Annotated in this window: 13 protein-coding genes; 7 read left to right on the forward strand and 6 right to left on the reverse strand. The window is 72.4% G+C overall.

The genetic code is table 11. The features are described 5' to 3' along the window. The coding region (locus ACOV8S_RS02885; protein WP_448315933.1) for a GNAT family N-acetyltransferase at nucleotides 1–276 on the forward strand (276 nt) is incomplete at its 5' end. 78 nt (nucleotides 277–354) lie between these two features. Beyond that, on the forward strand, nucleotides 355–1158 hold the full coding sequence (locus tag ACOV8S_RS02890) for an SAM-dependent methyltransferase (RefSeq protein WP_448315934.1): 804 nt from the start codon (nucleotides 355–357) through the stop codon (nucleotides 1156–1158). A gap of 76 nt (nucleotides 1159–1234) precedes the next feature. Here the strand turns inward: ACOV8S_RS02890 and ACOV8S_RS02895 are convergent, their stop codons facing one another. The 4 genes from ACOV8S_RS02895 to ACOV8S_RS02910 form a co-directional block, all read right to left on the reverse strand. Then, nucleotides 1235–1708, reverse strand: coding sequence for a (2Fe-2S)-binding protein (locus ACOV8S_RS02895; RefSeq protein ID WP_448315935.1), 474 nt, complete (start codon nucleotides 1706–1708; stop codon nucleotides 1235–1237). Between the two features lie 16 nt (nucleotides 1709–1724). Further along, the gene (locus ACOV8S_RS02900; RefSeq protein ID WP_448315936.1) at nucleotides 1725–4082 is read right to left on the reverse strand and encodes a molybdopterin cofactor-binding domain-containing protein; all 2358 of its coding nucleotides are present in this window, start codon (nucleotides 4080–4082) and stop codon (nucleotides 1725–1727) included. Between the two features lie 143 nt (nucleotides 4083–4225). Further along, entirely contained in the window at nucleotides 4226–5455 is a 1230-nt protein-coding gene (locus ACOV8S_RS02905; RefSeq protein ID WP_448315937.1) for an oxygenase MpaB family protein, read from the reverse strand. A 22-nt stretch (nucleotides 5456–5477) separates the two neighbouring features. Continuing rightward, nucleotides 5478–6713, reverse strand: a complete 1236-nt coding sequence (locus ACOV8S_RS02910; protein ID WP_448315938.1) for an oxygenase MpaB family protein — start codon at nucleotides 6711–6713, stop codon at nucleotides 5478–5480. A gap of 197 nt (nucleotides 6714–6910) precedes the next feature. Here ACOV8S_RS02910 and ACOV8S_RS02915 point away from each other — a divergent pair, with 197 nt between their 5' ends. Beyond that, on the forward strand, nucleotides 6911–7570 hold the full coding sequence (locus ACOV8S_RS02915; RefSeq protein WP_448315939.1) for a TetR/AcrR family transcriptional regulator: 660 nt from the start codon (nucleotides 6911–6913) through the stop codon (nucleotides 7568–7570). Here the strand turns inward: ACOV8S_RS02915 and ACOV8S_RS02920 are convergent. Both ACOV8S_RS02920 and ACOV8S_RS02925 read right to left on the reverse strand, forming a co-directional pair. Further along, a complete protein-coding gene (locus ACOV8S_RS02920) occupies nucleotides 7561–9726 on the reverse strand; it encodes a 3-hydroxyacyl-CoA dehydrogenase NAD-binding domain-containing protein (RefSeq protein WP_448315940.1) in 2166 nt (721 codons plus the stop codon). The two genes, ACOV8S_RS02915 and ACOV8S_RS02920, sit on opposite strands and share 10 nt — an antisense overlap. Before the next feature lie 88 nt (nucleotides 9727–9814). Further along, nucleotides 9815–11023 carry an acetyl-CoA C-acetyltransferase gene (locus tag ACOV8S_RS02925; RefSeq protein WP_448315941.1) on the reverse strand — a complete coding sequence of 403 codons (1209 nt, stop codon included), beginning with the start codon at nucleotides 11021–11023 and terminating at the stop codon, nucleotides 9815–9817. Between the two features lie 287 nt (nucleotides 11024–11310). On the opposite strand from ACOV8S_RS02925, the gene ACOV8S_RS02930 reads away from it, so the two are divergent. The 4 genes from ACOV8S_RS02930 (at nucleotide 11311) to ACOV8S_RS02945 (ending at nucleotide 15967) form a co-directional block, all read left to right on the forward strand. Next, nucleotides 11311–13128, forward strand: a complete 1818-nt coding sequence (locus ACOV8S_RS02930) for an AMP-dependent synthetase/ligase (RefSeq protein ID WP_448315942.1) — start codon at nucleotides 11311–11313, stop codon at nucleotides 13126–13128. A gap of 81 nt (nucleotides 13129–13209) precedes the next feature. Continuing rightward, nucleotides 13210–13800, forward strand: a complete 591-nt coding sequence (locus ACOV8S_RS02935) for a TetR/AcrR family transcriptional regulator (RefSeq protein WP_448315943.1) — start codon at nucleotides 13210–13212, stop codon at nucleotides 13798–13800. 31 nt (nucleotides 13801–13831) lie between these two features. Continuing rightward, the gene (locus ACOV8S_RS02940) at nucleotides 13832–14974 is read left to right on the forward strand and encodes an acyl-CoA dehydrogenase family protein (RefSeq protein WP_448315944.1); all 1143 of its coding nucleotides are present in this window, start codon (nucleotides 13832–13834) and stop codon (nucleotides 14972–14974) included. A 15-nt stretch (nucleotides 14975–14989) separates the two neighbouring features. After that, nucleotides 14990–15967 carry an NAD(P)H-dependent flavin oxidoreductase gene (locus ACOV8S_RS02945; RefSeq protein ID WP_448315945.1) on the forward strand — a complete coding sequence of 326 codons (978 nt, stop codon included), beginning with the start codon at nucleotides 14990–14992 and terminating at the stop codon, nucleotides 15965–15967. Nucleotides 15968–16014: the final 47 nt, after the last annotated feature.

A 16014-nucleotide genomic window follows, 5' to 3' on the forward strand; every position in this document is an offset into this window, starting at 1 on the left:
GGCGACGCCTTCCACATCGGCCGGCTCGTCGTCCACCCGCGCCTCCAGCGGCGCGGACTCGGCCGCCGGCTGCTGGCCGCCGTCGAGGAACGGGCGGGCGACGCGGTGCGGCTGGAGCTGTTCACGGGCGACCGCAGCACCGAGCAGATCGCCCTGTACACCGCCGCCGGCTACCGGCCCCACCGCACCGAACAGGTCGCCCCGCACCTGGGCATGGTCCACCTGCGCAAGGAGGCGCCGGTGACCGCACCGTCCGCCCGGCGGGGAGCTCGCTGACAACGAGGTCCGGTAGAACGCCTGTTGGATTCCCGCAAGCTATGGCGAAGATCGCCCGGCTCGTGTGAGGCTGCGCGCATGGGTCTCTTCGAACAGGAAAAGCCGGACCGGCTGCGCTCCGACCGCCCCCACTCCGCGCGGGTGTGGAACTACCTCCTCGGCGGCAAGGACAACTACCCTCCCGACCGCGAGGTCGGTGAGGCGATCCTCACCACGTTCCCCGACTTCGCGGCGGTCGCCCGGCAGCAGCGGGTCTTCCTCGGCAGGGCCGTGCGGTTCCTGGCCGGGGAGGCGGGCGTGCGGCAGTTCCTGGACATCGGGACCGGCCTGCCCACCGCGGACAACACCCACGAAGTGGCCCAGCGGATCGCCCCGGAGAGCCGGATCGTCTACGTGGACCACGACCCGCTGGTCCTGGTGCACGCGCAGGCCCTGCTCACCAGCGGCCCCGAGGGCGCCTGCGACTACGTCGAGGCCGACGTGAAGGAGCCGCTGCGGATCCTCGAGGAGGCGGCGCGAACCCTCGACTTCAGCAAGCCGGTGGGCCTGACGCTGCTGGGGATCATGGGGCAGCTGCCCGACGAGGACGACCCCTGGGGCGTGGTGCGCACGCTGGTGGAGGCCCTGCCGTCGGGCAGCTACCTGGCCCTCTCGGACGGCACGGACACCAGCGAGGCGCTGAACACGGCGGTGGCCGCGTACAACGCGCAGTCCGCGCACAACTACCACCTGCGCCCCGCCGCGGACATCGCCCGCTTCTTCGACGGCCTGGAGCTGGTGGAGCCGGGCGTGGTCCGGTCCGCCGACTGGCGGCCGCACCTGTCCGGTCCGATGCCGGAGGCCCCGGCCCACGCGGTGTGCGGCGTCGCCCGCAAGCCCTGACCGCCCGCCAGGCATGACCGGGCCCAGGCCCTGACCGGCCCCAGGCCCTGACAGGGTGCCGCCCGCGGGCCTGCCGTCACATCCCGGCCGCCGCCTTGATGGCGGCCCGGATGCGCGGGTAGGTCCCGCAGCGGCAGATGTTGCGGATGGTGTCGAGGTCGGCCTCGGTGATGCCGCGGCCCTCCTCGGCGACGCGGCGGACCAGGGCGACGGCGGCCATGATCTGGCCCGGCTGGCAGTAGCCGCACTGGGCGACGTCCTGGTCCAGCCACGCCTGCTGCATGGGGTGCAGCTCCGCGTCCACCGTGTCCGCCAGGCCCTCGATGGTGGTGACCTCGTCACCGGGGGCCAGGTCCTTCACCGGGACCGAACAGGGGTTCATGGCGCGGCCGTTGAGGTGGCTGGTGCAGGCCTTGCAGACGTTGATGCCGCACCCGTACTTGGGTCCGGTGACGCCCAGCAGGTCGCGCAGGACCCACAGCAGCCGCTCGTCGTCGTCGGCCTCCACGGTGACCTGCTCGCCGTTGAGGCGGAAAGTGTGCACGGGCACGGAGTGCTCCCAGAAGTCAGCGGACGTGGTCGAGGCCGTCGGTGGGTGAGGCCGGAACGGGCGGGACGGTCGGCTTGGGCTCGAAGGAGAGCGTGCCGTGGTTGACCGGGAAGCTGGTCGGCATGGTGCCTGTGGCGCGCCCGTAGGCGCAGGCGACCGCGGCCATCGACGCGGCCACGCCCAGCTCTCCGGCGCCGCCCGGCTTGCCGGTGGTGTCCGGCATGACGAGCACCTCCACCTCCGGCGGGGCGTTCCACTGCCGGGTGTAGAAGTAGTTGTCCCAGCTCGCCTCCAGGAAGTACCCGTCGCGCAGGTGCAGGCTCGAGGTCAGCGTCAGGGCGATGCCGTCCATCAGGCAGCCCAGCATCTGCGCCTCCAGGCCGCGCGGGTTGACGGTCAGCCCCACGTCCACGGCGACGACCGCCCGGGTGACGCGCGGTCCGGCCACCCCGTCGCGGACCGGGCGGTTCACCGTCTCCGGGCGGCAGTCGATCTCCACCAGGACCGCGTTGGCGGAGTGGTACTCGGTGTGCAGCGCGATGCCCTGCGCCGTGCCGGCCGGCATGGAGCGCCCCCACCTCCCGGCCTTGGCGACCGCCTCCAGCACCGCCCGGGCCCGGTCGTCCTGGAGGACGTCGCGCCGGAACTCGTAGGGGTCCCGGCCGAGCTTCGCGGCGAGCCTGTCCACCATCAGCTCCCGCGCGCAGGTGACGTCGGGGGAGTAGACGTTGCGCATGCTGCCGGTGTTGAAACCCTTGTCGACCTCGTGGAGCAGGCGGCTGTTGGCGCCGAAACGGTACGGCATCGACTGCGAGAGCTGGAAGAAGGTCTGGGCGAAGGTGGCGTCACCGACGGGCAGTTGGGCGGCCACCGAGGTGAGCAGCTCGCCGAGGCCGTGGCCGAGGTCGGTGGCCACGCCGGTGTGCCGCTGCTTGTAGCCGAGCACGGTGGAACCGAGGTGGTCGATGCGCACCCGCGAGCGGGCCATCGGGTGCGTGCGGCCCTGCCGGGAGTCGTCGGCGCGGTGCCACATCAGCCGGACCGGCTTGCCGGTCTTCTTCGAGACCTCGGCGGCCTCCAGCGCGGCGTCGAAGAAGAGCTTGCGGCCGAACGAGCCGCCACCCTCGGTGACATGGACGCGCACCGAGCCCACCGGCAGCCCCAGCTTCACGGCGAGGGTCTCCTGGGCGACGACCGGCGACTTCAGTGACGCCCAGATCTCCGCGCGGTCGGACCGCACGTCGGCGATCGCGCAGTTGGTCTCCAGCGCGCTGTTGCTGCGGAAGTGGAAGGTGAACTCGCCCTCCACGCTCTGCGTCAACGGCGGCAGCCCCATGGAGGGTTCGGCGGCGCGGAGTGCGCGCAGCACGGTCGCGTCGGACTTGCCCTCCGCGGTGCCCGGCCGCCAGGACACCCGCAGGGCACGCACCGCGTCGATGCACCGCCCGAAGGTCCGCGCCCGCACCGCCACCCCCGTGGAGATGGTCACCACGTCGGTGACGCCGGGCATGGCGCGGACCTCCGCGAGGTTGGCGACCTCGCCGGGTCTGCCGTTGATCGTCGGCGGGCGGCACACCATGGTCGGCAGGGCGTCGGGGACGTCGAGGTCCATGGTGAACCTCTTGCGGCCGGTGACCGCGGCGAGCGCGTCGACACGGTTGTGCGGGCGGCCGACGACGGTGAACTCGTCGGCCGCCTTGAGCTCCACGGACACCCGCTCGGTGCGCAGGGCTGCGGCCCGCGCGGAGAGGTCACCGATGCCGACGCGGCTCCCGCCGGGTCCGGTGACGACGCCGGCCTTCAGCGTCAGGTCGCCGACCGGCGCGCCGAGCCGCGCGGCGGCGGCCAGCAGCAGCCGCTGCCGGGCGACGGCGGCGGCCACCCGGATCGGCGTGTACGTCGAGATGGTGGTGTTGGAGGCGCCGGTGAGCTGGTTGAAGAGCAGCTCGGGGCGCGCGTCGGCAAGGGTGACCCGGACCCGGTCCACCGGCACGTCCAGCTCCTCGGCGATCAGCATCGCCGTCGAGGTGGTGATGCCCTGGCCGACCTCGGCGCGCGGCAGGGCGAAGGACACCGTGCCGTCCTGGTGCACCTCGACGGTGATCAGGGCCGAGGTGGGCAGCGCCGCCAGGGTCATCACGTCGTTGAGGTCGACCAGTCCGGTGATCTCGGGGGAGGGCAACTCGACGGCCGACGGGCCCTCCGCGGGCGGGGTTGCCGCCCCCGCGGGCGGGGCCGCCACGATCTCGGCGGCGGTCACCAGGGTGGGCGCGGCCAGCACGTAGCCGAGGAAACGGCGCCGGCCCAGGGGCCGCCCGCCGCCCGGCGGAGCCGGCCGCGCGGCGGGCCCGGTCTCCCGCTCGTCACTGCGCATGTTCGTGGACGTCCCGTCGTGGAAGGGGTTCAGGCGCGCACCTTTCCGTGGGCGCGCCCTGACGGCAAGGGGGGAGGCGAGGGGGTCCCGTGAAGGAACCGGGCCCCCTCGCACCCGTGGGGCGGATCAGCGTGCGGGGTGGTTCACAGCGGGCGGTTGGCGTCGGGGATCTCCAGGTGGATGGGGCGTCCCTCGGCCATGAAGAGCAGGACGAACTTGCGCAGCGCCTCCTCCAGCACCCAGGCGATGGAGGGCACGCCAGGGAACGGGATGAGGGCCTCGCGGAAGGCCACCACCAGCGGCCAGGCGCCGCTGACGATCGGCTGGAGGAGCGGCTCGCGGTCCAGGCCGATGAGGTCGCCGACCCGGTCGCCGACGATGTACCGGGAGAACGCGTTGATCAGCGGCTCGGTGAGGCCGGCGTCCACCTCGGCGATGATGCCGAGCAGCGCGTCGGTGAGTGCCGCGCCCTCGGGCGTGTGGGCCACGATCGGGTCGAGGACCTGGGCGGACTGGGCGTTGGCGTCGGCCCAGGTGGCGGGGATGTACTCGTCCTTGATGCCGAGCATGTGGGCGGTCACCTGCCACACGTGCAGGAAGCCCTCCGACTCGGCGGCCGAGATCGGCACCCTCCACTGTTTCAGCCTGCTCATGACATACGTGGGGAGGCTGTGCCAGGTCACCATCATGTCGGCCTGGCTGATCGGGACGGTCTGCCCGCCGCTGGTCCGCGCCCAGCCCGGGGACTGCGGCAGCAGGTGCCGCACCGCCGCGTGCACCAGGCGGGTGCGTACGGCGGTCGCGATCATGCCGCCCTGCGGCTTGTAGGCGTACCGGTCGCCGACGTCGTAGCCGAGCTGGGCGGTCTTGGCCACCCGGTCCTTCATGTCGGCGCCGCCCTTGGAGTAGTACACGGCGCGGGCCTCGCGGGGGATGGCGGTGGACAGCAGGCCGCTGCCCAGGCCGTAGAGGGCGCCGGTGTAGAGCCCCTTCTTCTTCGTGAAGTCGACGGCCGCCTGGAGCTTGGTCGTGTTGGCCCAGGAGGGCATCGTGCGGGCCTCCTCCATCCAGGCCCGCAGCTCCCCGGGGAGACCGGCCGGCAGTGGCTGGTCGTTGCGCACCCAGTCGCGCAGCAGGTCGTTGACGAGGGGCACCTGACCGCGGTCGATCAGGTTCGCGACTACCGCGTCGACCTCCTCGTCCCACACCCACTCGGGGTCGACGCCCGCTCCCGTGCCGGCCACGGACCCGGCCGGCGACCAGGTCCACAGGGACCTCGCCCGGGCCGGCGAGGCCAGGCTCAGCGCGCCGAACGCGCCCAGCGCGCCGCCCGCGCCCGCGAGCAGTAATCTCCGCCTGTCGATGTCTGCCATGGTGTGAACTCCTCCTGGAACGTCACGCGTCGGTGGGACGGTTGGTGTCGGGGATCTCGATGTGAGCGCCCTGCCCCTTGGTCAGGTAGAAGAGGATGTACTGGCGGACGGCCTCGTCGATCGTCCAGGCGAGCGGCGGCACCAGCGGGAGCGGGATCAGCTTCTCCCGGAAGGCCACCAGGGCCGGCCAGGCGGTGCGGATCGCCCCCTCCCAGAACGGCTCGCGCCGGATGCCGTTCATGTCGGCGACCTCGTCGCCGACCAGGTACCGCGCCAGCGCGTCGCACAGCGGCCGGTCGATGCCGCCGGGGCTGGTCTGCTCGGCGAGCTGGCCCAGCAGGATGTCGGTCAGCTCGACGCCCTCGCGCGTGGAGGCCAGGACCGGCTCGAGCACCTGCCGGTACTGGGCGTCGGCGTCGGCCCAGGTGGCCGGGATGTACTCGTCCTTGATGCCGAGCATGTGCGCGCTCACCTGCCACAGGTGCAGGTACGCCTCCTTGTCGGCGGCGGGCATCGGCACCTTCCACCGCAGCATGGTGCGCATCGCGTAGGTGGGCAGGCTGTGCCAGGTGACCATCATGTCGGCCTGGCTGATCGGGACGGTCTGTCCGCCGCCGGCGGCCGACCAGCCGGGGGACCGCGGCAGCAGGTGCCGCACGGCCGCGTGCACCATCCGCGTCTTGACCGACTCCACGATCACCCTGCCGTCGGGGCGGTAGGCGTTCAGGTCGCCGACGGCGAAGCCCAGGAGGCTGGTCTTGGCGACCCGGTCCTCCATGTCGGCGCCGCCCTTGGACCAGTAGACGGCGCGGGCCTCCCGGGGGATGGCGGTGCTGAGCATCCCGCCTCCGACCCCGTTGAGCAGGTTGAGGTAGATGCCCCGGCGCTTGTTGAAGTCCGCCGCCGACTCCAGCTTCGAGCGGTCCGCCCAGGTGGGAAGCCGACGGGCCTCCTCCGCCCAGTCCCGCACATCGGCGGGCAGGCCGGTGGGCACCGGCTGGTCGTTGCGGGTCCACCCGCGCAGCGCTTCGTTGACCCGGGCCACGTCGCCCCGGTCGAGCACGGAGGCCATCAGCCGGTCGACCTCCTCGTCCCACACCCACTCGGGGTCGACGCCCGCGCCGGCGCCCGCCACCGATCCGGCCGGCGACCAGGTCCACAGGGACCTGGCCCGGGCCGGGGACGCCAGGCCCAGCGCCCCGAACACCCCCAGGGTGCCGCCGGTGAGCAGCATCCTGCGCCTGCTGAGTTGGTCCATGACTTCCGACTCCTCCTCGGGTCCCGTGCCGCGCTCGCCCGTTTGATATCGTGAAACACAATCCGTTTCTTTGTATCTCCAGATGAGCACAAGCGGGTCATGAACGCCAGAGGCCCGACGGCATCAGGGAGGAACCCGTGGCAGTGGCACAACCGGAAGAGGCGGGAGTCCGCGCACAACCTGTACGGTCGGTGCCCATGACCTCCGCGGACGTCCCGTCGCTGCTCGAAATCGCGTTCACCGAGGCCGCCGAGGGCACGGATCCGGACGACGAGATCGCCGCGCGCCTGCTCGACGCGGCCTACGAGCAGTTCTGCCGGATCGGCATCAAGCGGTCCACCATGGCGGACGTGGCCAAGCTGGCCGGCGTCTCCCGCATCACCGTCTACCGCCGCTTCGCCACCAAGGACGTCCTGGTCGAGCAGGTCGTCCGGCGGGAGTTCCGGCGCTACTTCGACCGGTTCGCGCACGACGTCCAGGGCGCCGAGACGGTCGCCGAGCGGGTCGAGCTCGGCTTCGTCAGCTCGCTGCGCGCCATCCGCCGCAACGCCCTCATCGGCGGCCTGATGACCGTCGAACCGGACGCGGTGGTGCCGTCCATGACCAGCGACGGCGGCCGCACCCTGGCCGCCGTCCGCCAGTTCCTGGCCGGCGGCCTGCGCCGGGAACAGCAGGCCGGCAACGTCTCCGAGGACGTCGACGTGGACCTGGTGGCCGAGATGATGGTGCGGATCTCGGCATCCTTCCTGGTCATCCCCAGCCACGTCGTCGACATCGAGGACGACGAGCAGATGCGCGCGGTGGCCCGGCGGTTCCTGGTGCCGATGCTCGAGCCACCGCGCCCGGCTCACTCGTAGAGCTCCCCGCTCTCCGCCCGCGCCATCAGGGAGGCGGGCGGCTCGAACCGCTCTCCGTACCGGTCGGCCAGCTCCCTGGCCCGGGCGACGAAACCGGTCAGGCCGCCCGGATAGCCGTTGGCGTACTGCAGCACGCCGCCGGTCCAGGCGGGGAAGCCGATGCCCAGGATCGAACCGACGTTGGCGTCCGCCACCGAGCGCAGGACGCCCTCGTCGAGGCAGCGCACGGCGTCCAGGCTCTCGGCGAACAGCATCCGCTCCTTCATGTCCTCGAACGGGATCTGTCGGCCGGGCCTGGTGAAGTGCTCGTACAGCCCCGGCCACAGACCCGTGCGGCGCCCGTCCTCGTAGGCGTGGAAGCCCGCGCCCGAGGAGCGCCCGCCGCGCCCGAACTCGTCGATCATGCGGTCCACCACCGCCTCCGAGCCGTGCGGACGCCACTGCCCGCCCTCGGCGAGCACCGCCGCCCTGGTCTCCTCCCGGATCCTGCGGGGCAGCGTCAGCGTCAGCTCGTCCATCAGCCGCAACGGCGGCGCCGGATAGCCCGCCTGGGAGCCCGCCTGCTCCACCGAGGCGGGGTGCAGGCCCTCGCCGACCATCGCCACCGCCTCGTCGAGGAACCGGGCGATGACACGGCTGGTGAAGAAGCCCCGGCTGTCGTTGACCACGATCGGCGTCTTGCCGATCCGCGCCGCGATGTCCAGCGCCTTGGCCACGGTCCGCTCGTCGGTCTTCGCGCCGGTGACGATCTCCAGCAGCGGCATCCGGTCGACCGGCGAGAAGAAGTGCAGGCCGATGAAGTCCTCCGGCCGGCCCACCCCCTCGGCGAGCTGGGTGATGGGCAGAGTGGAGGTGTTGGAGCCCAGCAGTGCGTCCGGTGCGACCACGTGCTCGATCTCGGCGAACACCCGATGCTTGAGGGCGGGGTCCTCGAAGACCGCCTCGATCACCAGGTCGCAGCCGGCCAGGTCCGCGGCCTCGGCGGTCGGGGTGATCCGGGCGAGGACGGCGTCCGCCGCCTCCCGGCTCGTCCGGCCGCGCGCGACGGCCTTGGCGAGCAGCTTCTCGGAGTACCGCCGGCCCCGCTCGGCGGCCTCGGGCGAGACGTCCTTCAGGACCACCTCCAGGCCGCCTCGGGCGCAGGAGTACGCGATGCCCGCGCCCATCATGCCCGCGCCCAGCACGGCGACCCGGCGCGCGGTGTGCGGCGGGTGCCCGGCCGGGCGGCTGCCGCCGGACGCGATGTGCTGGGTGTCGTAGAAGAACGCCCGCATCATGTTCTTCGCGACCTGGCCGGTCATCAGCTCCACCAGGTAGGAGGTCTCGATCCGCTCCCCGGCCTCGAAGTCGGTCTGCGCGCTCTCGACGGCCGCGGCCAGGATGTTGCGGGGCGCCGGCATCGGCGCCCCCTTGAGCTGCTTGCGCAGGTTCGCCGCGAAGGCCGGAAGGGCCGCCGCGAGCTCCGGGTGCGAGGGGTCCCCGCCGGGGATCCGGAAGCCGGGACGGTCCCAGGGCTGGGCGGCGTCCGGGTGGTCCAGCACCCACTGCCTGGCCTTCGCCAGCAACTCCGCAGGTGTCGCCGCGAGTTCGTCGACCAAGCCCTTGGCCAGCGCGTCGGCCGGCCGGTAGCGCTGCCCCTGCAGCAGGACCTCCGTCAGCGCCGTCCGCAGACCCAGCAGCCGCACGGTCCTGCTGACCCCGCCGCAGCCGGGCAGCAGTCCCAGCGTCACCTCCGGCAGCCCGATGCGGCTGTCCGGGACGTCCAGCGCGATCCGGTGGTGACAGGCGAGCGCGACCTCCAGCCCGCCGCCCAGCGCCGTGCCGTTGACGGCCGCGGCGACCGGCCGGCCCAGCGTCTCCAGGCGCCGCAGCTGCGACTTCAGCAGGGCGCAGGTCGCGGCCAGTTCGGCGGCGTTCTCCGGGCGGGCCCGGCTCATGAAGTCGACGTCGCCGCCCGCGAAGAAGCTCTTCTTCGCGGAGGTGAGGACGACACCGGTGACCTCCTCCCGTTCGGCCTCCAGCCGGTCGAGGACGGCGCCCATCGAGTCGGTCCAGGTGCGGTTCATCGTGTTCACCGGCCGGCCGGGATCGTCCATCGTCAGCACGACGACGCCGTCGGCGTCCCGCTCCCAGCCGATCATGTTCGTGTGCGGCATCGGTACGGCGTTCCTCTCCAGGTGGGCGCGGACCACGGCGGGCCCGGCGGGTCCAGCGGCTCCGGCAGTTCCGGCAGCTCCGGCGGTGTCACAGGCGTTCGACGACGGTGGCGATGCCCATGCCGCCGCCGACGCAGAGGCTGACCACCGCGCGCCGCGCCGAGCGGCGCTCCAGCTCGTCCACGACGGTGCCGACGAGCATCGCCCCGGTGGCCCCGAGCGGATGCCCCATGGCGATCGCGCCGCCGTTGACGTTGACCTTCTCCCAGGGCAGGGCGAGGTCCTTGACGTAGCGGAGGACCACCGAGGCGAACGCCTCGTTGATCTCGAACAGGTCGATGTCGTCCACCGTCAGCCCGGCGAGCTCCAGCGCCTTGCGGGTCGCCGGGGCCGGGCCGACGAGCATGATCGTCGGGTCGGCCCCGCTGACGGCGGTGGCGACCACCCGGGCGCGCGGCGTGAGGCCCAGCTCCGCCCCGGCCCGCTCCGAGCCGACCAGGACCAGCGCCGAACCGTCCACGATGCCCGAGGAGTTCCCCGGGGTGTGGACGTGCTCGATCCGCTCGACCCAGTGGTACTTCTGCAGCGCCACCGCGTCGAAGCCGCCCAGGTCGCCGACGGCCGCGAACGAGGGCTTCAGCGCGGCCAGCGTCTCCACCGTCGTCCCCGGACGCGGGTGTTCGTCCTCGGCGAGCACCGTGATCCCGTTGCGGTCGCGCACCGGCACCACGGACTTGGCGAAGTGGCCGCCGGACCAGGCCCTCGCGGCCAGCTCCTGGGAACGCACCGCGTAGCGGTCGACGTCCTCGCGGGTGAACCCCTCGATCGTCGCGATCAGGTCCGCGCCGACGCCCTGCGGCACGAAGTACGTGTCGTACGCCGTCTCCGGGTCGGCGGCCATCGCGCCGCCGTCGCTGCCCATCGGCACACGCGACATGGACTCCACACCGCCGGCCAGCACCAGCTGCTCCCAGCCCGAACGGACCTTCTGAGCGGCCACGTTGACGGCCTCAAGGCCGGAGGCGCAGAAGCGGTTGAGCTGCACCCCGGCCACGTGGTCCGGCAGCCCGGCCACCAGGGCCGCGGTCCTGGCGACGTCCATTCCCTGGTCGCCCACCGGCGAGACGACGCCGAGCACGATGTCGTCGATCCGCGCGGGGTCGAGCTGCGGGTGGCGGCGGCGGAGCTCGTCGATCAGCCCGGTCACCAGCGACACCGGTTTGACGTGGCGCAGTGCGCCGCCGCGGCCCTTGCCGCGTGGGGTGCGGATCGCGTCGTAGATGAATGCCTCGGTCACTGTCCTCGCACTTCCTCTTGTCGGTGCGACGTGCTCCCGCGGAGCCGGCCGCCGAAGCGGCGCAAACGCCCCAGGGAGCATCCGGCGAGCAACAGGTAAAGGCAGTTGTTGGCGCTGTGTCAATAGCGAGAGTCGCGACAGATGCCCATTGCTGTGCGGTAGTTGTGGGCCGTGCAGGTGTGTGGTGCTCCCCGATGTGCCGTCTATTGACACCCGGCCAGTCCGCGGTCCACTGTGGGCCCCGCTCGAGGAGTCCGCTCACGGTTCGCGATGGAGGGAGCCCGTCCGTGGCCATAGCAGAGCAACTGCAGCAGACCGTCGAAGGGTTGACGATTCCAAGGCTGCTGCGGCGCAACGCCGAGCAGTTCCCCGCACTGCCCGCGCTCACCACCGGCGTCGGCCCCGACGAGGGCACGCTGACCTGGTTCCAGCTGCGCGCCGAGGTCGCCGCCCTGACCCGTGGTCTCGCCGCGCTCGGCCTGTGCGAGGGCGAGCGGATGCTGATCGCGATGTCCAAGCGCGCCGAGCACTGGGTCGCCGACCTGGCCGCCGTCCACCTCGGGGCGCTGTCCTGCTCCACCTACGACACCCTGAGCACCGAGCAGATCCGCTTCGTCGCCCGGCACAGCGCGGCCACCGTCCTCGTCCTGGAGGGCGAGGAGCAGATGCGCCGCTGGGGACCCGTCCTCGACGACCTCCCCGACCTGCGGGCCGTCGTCGTCCTCGACTGGTCCGTCGCCCCCGAGGGCGACGAGCGGTTCGTCAGTTACCAGGCCGTGCGCGGCGGCGTGAAGCCCGACGAGGCGGCCTTCGAGGCGTTCACCGACGCCGTCACCACCGACCAGCCGCTGACCGTCGTGTACACCTCGGGCACCACCGGCGACCCCAAGGGCGTGGTGCTCACCCACCGCAACGTCATCCACGAGTCGCTGATGCAGGACGAACTGGTCGCCGTCCCCGAGCATCCGCGGACGCTGGCCTACCTGCCGATGGCGCACATCGCCGAGCGGGTGCTCGGCATCTACATGCCGATCTGCAACGCCGGCCACGTCACGATCTGCCCGGACCCGGCCCAGCTGCTGCCCGGACTGCTCCAGGTGCGCCCGCACGGCTTCTTCGGCGTCCCCCGGGTCTGGGAGAAACTCGCCGCCGGGCTGCGGGCAAAGCTCTCCACGCTCACCGGGGAACGCGCCGCCGCGGTGGCGCAGGCGCAGAAGCTCGCCCTGGAGGCGTTCCGGCTGCGCTCCGAGGGCCGTGCGGTGCCCGAGGACGTCGCCGACTCGCTGCGGCAGGCCGACGAGCAGGTGCTGCTGCCCATCCGCGCCGCCGTCGGCTTCGACGAGTGCCGCCGCGCCTTCAGCGGCGCCGCCCCCATCCCCACCGCCGTCCTGGAGTTCCTGGCGAGCGTCGGACTCGCGGTGTACGAGGTGTGGGGCCTGAGCGAGACCACCGGGGCGGCGACCGTGAGCGTCCCCGGCGCGTTCGCCCTCGGCGCGGTCGGCAGGCCCGGCCCCGGCATCGAGGTGAAGGCCGCCGAGGACGGCGAACTCTTCGTCCGCGGGCCCGTGGTGGTCCCCGGCTACCTGCGGGCGGAGGGCGGCATCGAGCCGGCCACCGACGCGGACGGCTGGCTGCCCACCGGCGACGTCGGCACGATCGACGACCGGGGCATCGTCACCGTCACCGACCGCAAGAAGGAGATCATCATCACCGACGGGGGCAAGAACATCGCCCCCACCAAGGTGGAGTCCCTGCTGCGTGCCCACCCGCTGGTCGCCCAGGCCGTCGCGATCGGCGACCGGCGCCCGTTCATCACGGCGCTGCTGGTGCTCGACGAGGAGATGGCGCCGCTCTGGGCGAAGTCCCACGGCATCGACGCCGACGGCCTGCCGGAACTGGCGCGCCACCCCGAGGTGCTGGCCGCCCTCGACGCCGCCGTCGCCGAGGCCAACGCACGGCTGGCCCGGCCCGAGCAGGTGAAGCGGCACCGGGTGCTGCCCGGCCCGTGGACCGCGGAGTCCGGCGAACTGACCCCGAAGCTGAGCCTGCGCCGCAGGGACGTCGACCGGCTGCACGCCACGACGATCGAGTCGATGTACACATAGGTCGGCCGTCGACACCACGACGGCCGGCCGACGAGAGGGATGGACGCCATGGGCGGTCAGCGCCAGGTACAACGACGCAGGATGGATCCGGACGCCCGCAGGGCGGAGATCCTCGCTGTCGCCCGCAGGCTCTTCGGGGCCAGCAGCTACGCCACGGTGTCCACCTCGGACATCGCGGCCGAGGCGGGGGTGGCACGGGCGCTGATCAACCACTACTTCGGCGGGAAGCGGCAGCTGTACCTGGAGGTGGTGCGGCAGATGATGGTCGTCCCCGCCTCCGTCTCCGAGCGGCTGCCGCCCACCACCGCCGAGGAGCGGGTCTCCATCTGCGTGGACCGGTGGCTCGAGGTCGTCGAGCGCAACCGGGACATGTGGCTCTCCGCGATCGGCCTCGAGGCCCTGGGCAACGACCCCGAGATCGACCAGATCATGCTCGAGGCCGACGAGATCGCCACCGACCGGGTCCTCGAGGCCGCCATGATGACCGACGTCGTCGAGGGACGGCAGAAGCTCCGGGCGATGATCCGCGCCCACGGCGGCATGCTCAAGGCCGCCTCCCGCGAGTGGCTGGTGCGCGACACGCTCAGCCGCAGCGACCTGCACGTGATGCTGACCCGCACCGTGCTGCACCTCGTGAACACGGTCTTCCCGGCCGTGCGGGACGACGAGTGACCGACCCACCCCCCAAGGAGGAAGCACCCCCATGCCCCGAGTCCTGACTGACGAGCGCCGCGACCTGGTCAAGGCGATAGGCGACTTCTGCCGCCGCGAGTGCGGCACCAGGGAGCAGCGCGACAAGCTCACCGCGAACGGCCAGGAACCGCACAACCAGCGGCTCTACGAGAAGATGGCCGACCTCGGCTGGCTCGGCATCGCCCTCCCCGAGGAGTACGGCGGCGCCGGCCAGGGCATGGTCGACCTCTGCCTCTTCCTGGAGGAGACCGCCTACGGGCGCGCCCCCATCAGCGGCTTCGGCACCACCGTCATCGCCGCGGCCGCCTACGAGAAGTTCGGCACCGAGGAGCAGAAGCGCGTCATCCTCGAAGGGGTGGTGCGGGGCCGGGTCGAGGCCGTCTCGATGTCCGAGCCCGGCGCCGGCTCCGACGTGGGCGCGCTCACCTGCCGCGCCGAGCGCGTCGACGGCGGCTACCTGGTCAACGGCCAGAAGACCTGGTGCTCCAACGCCCACTTCGCCGACCACATCCTGCTCATCGCCCGCACCTCGCGGGAGGACTCCAAGCACCAGGGGCTCACCCAGTTCATGGTGCCCACCGACGCCGAGGGCCTGCGGATCCACGGCATCGAGACGATGGGCGGCAAGGAGGTCAACGACCTCTGGTTCACCGACTGCTTCCTGCCCGACTCGGCCGTCGTCGGCACGGTCGGCCAGGCCTGGGGCCAGCTGATGGCCGGACTCAACCTGGAACGGATGATCCTCGCCGCGCTGATGCTCGGCGTCGCCCGCCGCGCCTTCGACGACACCCTCGACTACGTGCGCCAGCGCGAGCAGTTCGGCCGGCCGATCGGCTCCTTCCAGGCACTCAAGCACCGCATCGCCGACATGGCCACCGAACTCGAGTGCGCCCGCCTGCTGCTGGACGACACCGCCGCCGCGATCGACGCCGCACCGGACCGCGTCCTCGCCCGCGAGGCGTCCATGGCCAAGCTCAAATGCACCGAACTCGCCAAGCACATCGCCCTGGAGGGCATGCAGATGCTCGGCGGCTACGGCTACGCCACCGAGTACGGCATGGAAGGGCTGCTGCGCCAGACCGTCGTCTCCACGGTGTACGGCGGCACCAGCGAGATCCAGCGGGACATCATCGGCAAGACGTACGGACTGTAGGCGGCGGGAGCGGCGATGCTGAGGACACGCTTCACCGAGATGTTCGGGGTGCGGCACCCGATCGTGCAGGGCGGGATGCAGTGGGTGGGCAGGGCGGAGCTGGTCTCCGCCGTCGCGGAGGCGGGCGCCCTCGGCTTCCTCACCGCGCTCACCCAGCCCACGCCCGAGGCGCTGGCGCGGGAGATCGCGCGCTGCCGCGAGATGACCGACCAGCCCTTCGGGGTCAACCTGACGATCCTGCCGTCGATCAGCCCGCCCCCGTACGACGAGTACCGCCGGGCGATCGTCGAGTCCGGGGTGCGGATCGTCGAGACGGCCGGCGCCAGCCCCGAGGAGCACCTCCCGGACCTGCACGCGCACGGCGTCAAGGTCCTGCACAAGTGCACCAGCGTCCGGCACGCGGTGAAGGCCGAGCGCATCGGCGTCGACGCGGTGAGCATCGACGGCTTCGAGTGCGCAGGCCACCCCGGTGAGGACGACGTGCCGGGCCTGATCCTCGTTCCGGCCGCCGCCCAGCGGCTGACCGTCCCGGTGATCGCCTCCGGCGGCTTCACCGACGGCGCCGGACTGGTCGCGGCGCTCGCGCTGGGCGCGGAGGGCGTCAACATGGGCACCCGCTTCCTGTGCACCGAGGAGGCGCCGGTGCACCGGCGGGTCAAGGAGCGGATCGTCGAGGCGGGCGAGCTCGACACCGAGCTGATCTTCCGTCCGCTGCGCAACACCGCCCGGGTGGCGAGCAACACGGTCAGCCGCAAGGTGGTCGACGTGCTCGCCGAGGGCGGGCAGTTCCCGGACGTGCGGGACCTGGTGGCCGGGACGCGGGGACGCAGGGTGTTCGAGGAGGGCGACCTGGAGGCGGGCATCTGGAGCGCCGGTCTCGCCCAGGCCCTGATCGACGACATCCCCACGGTCCGCCGGCTCGTCCAGCGCATCGTGGCCGAGGCGGAGGACCTGATCACCGGCCGCCTCGCCGAGGCGCGGCGGGCGTACTGACCGTACCGGGCCGCGCGGGGAGCGGAGGGGAGGCCCGGTGCCGCGGG

This window comes from Streptomyces sp. CO7, from assembly GCF_053474865.1.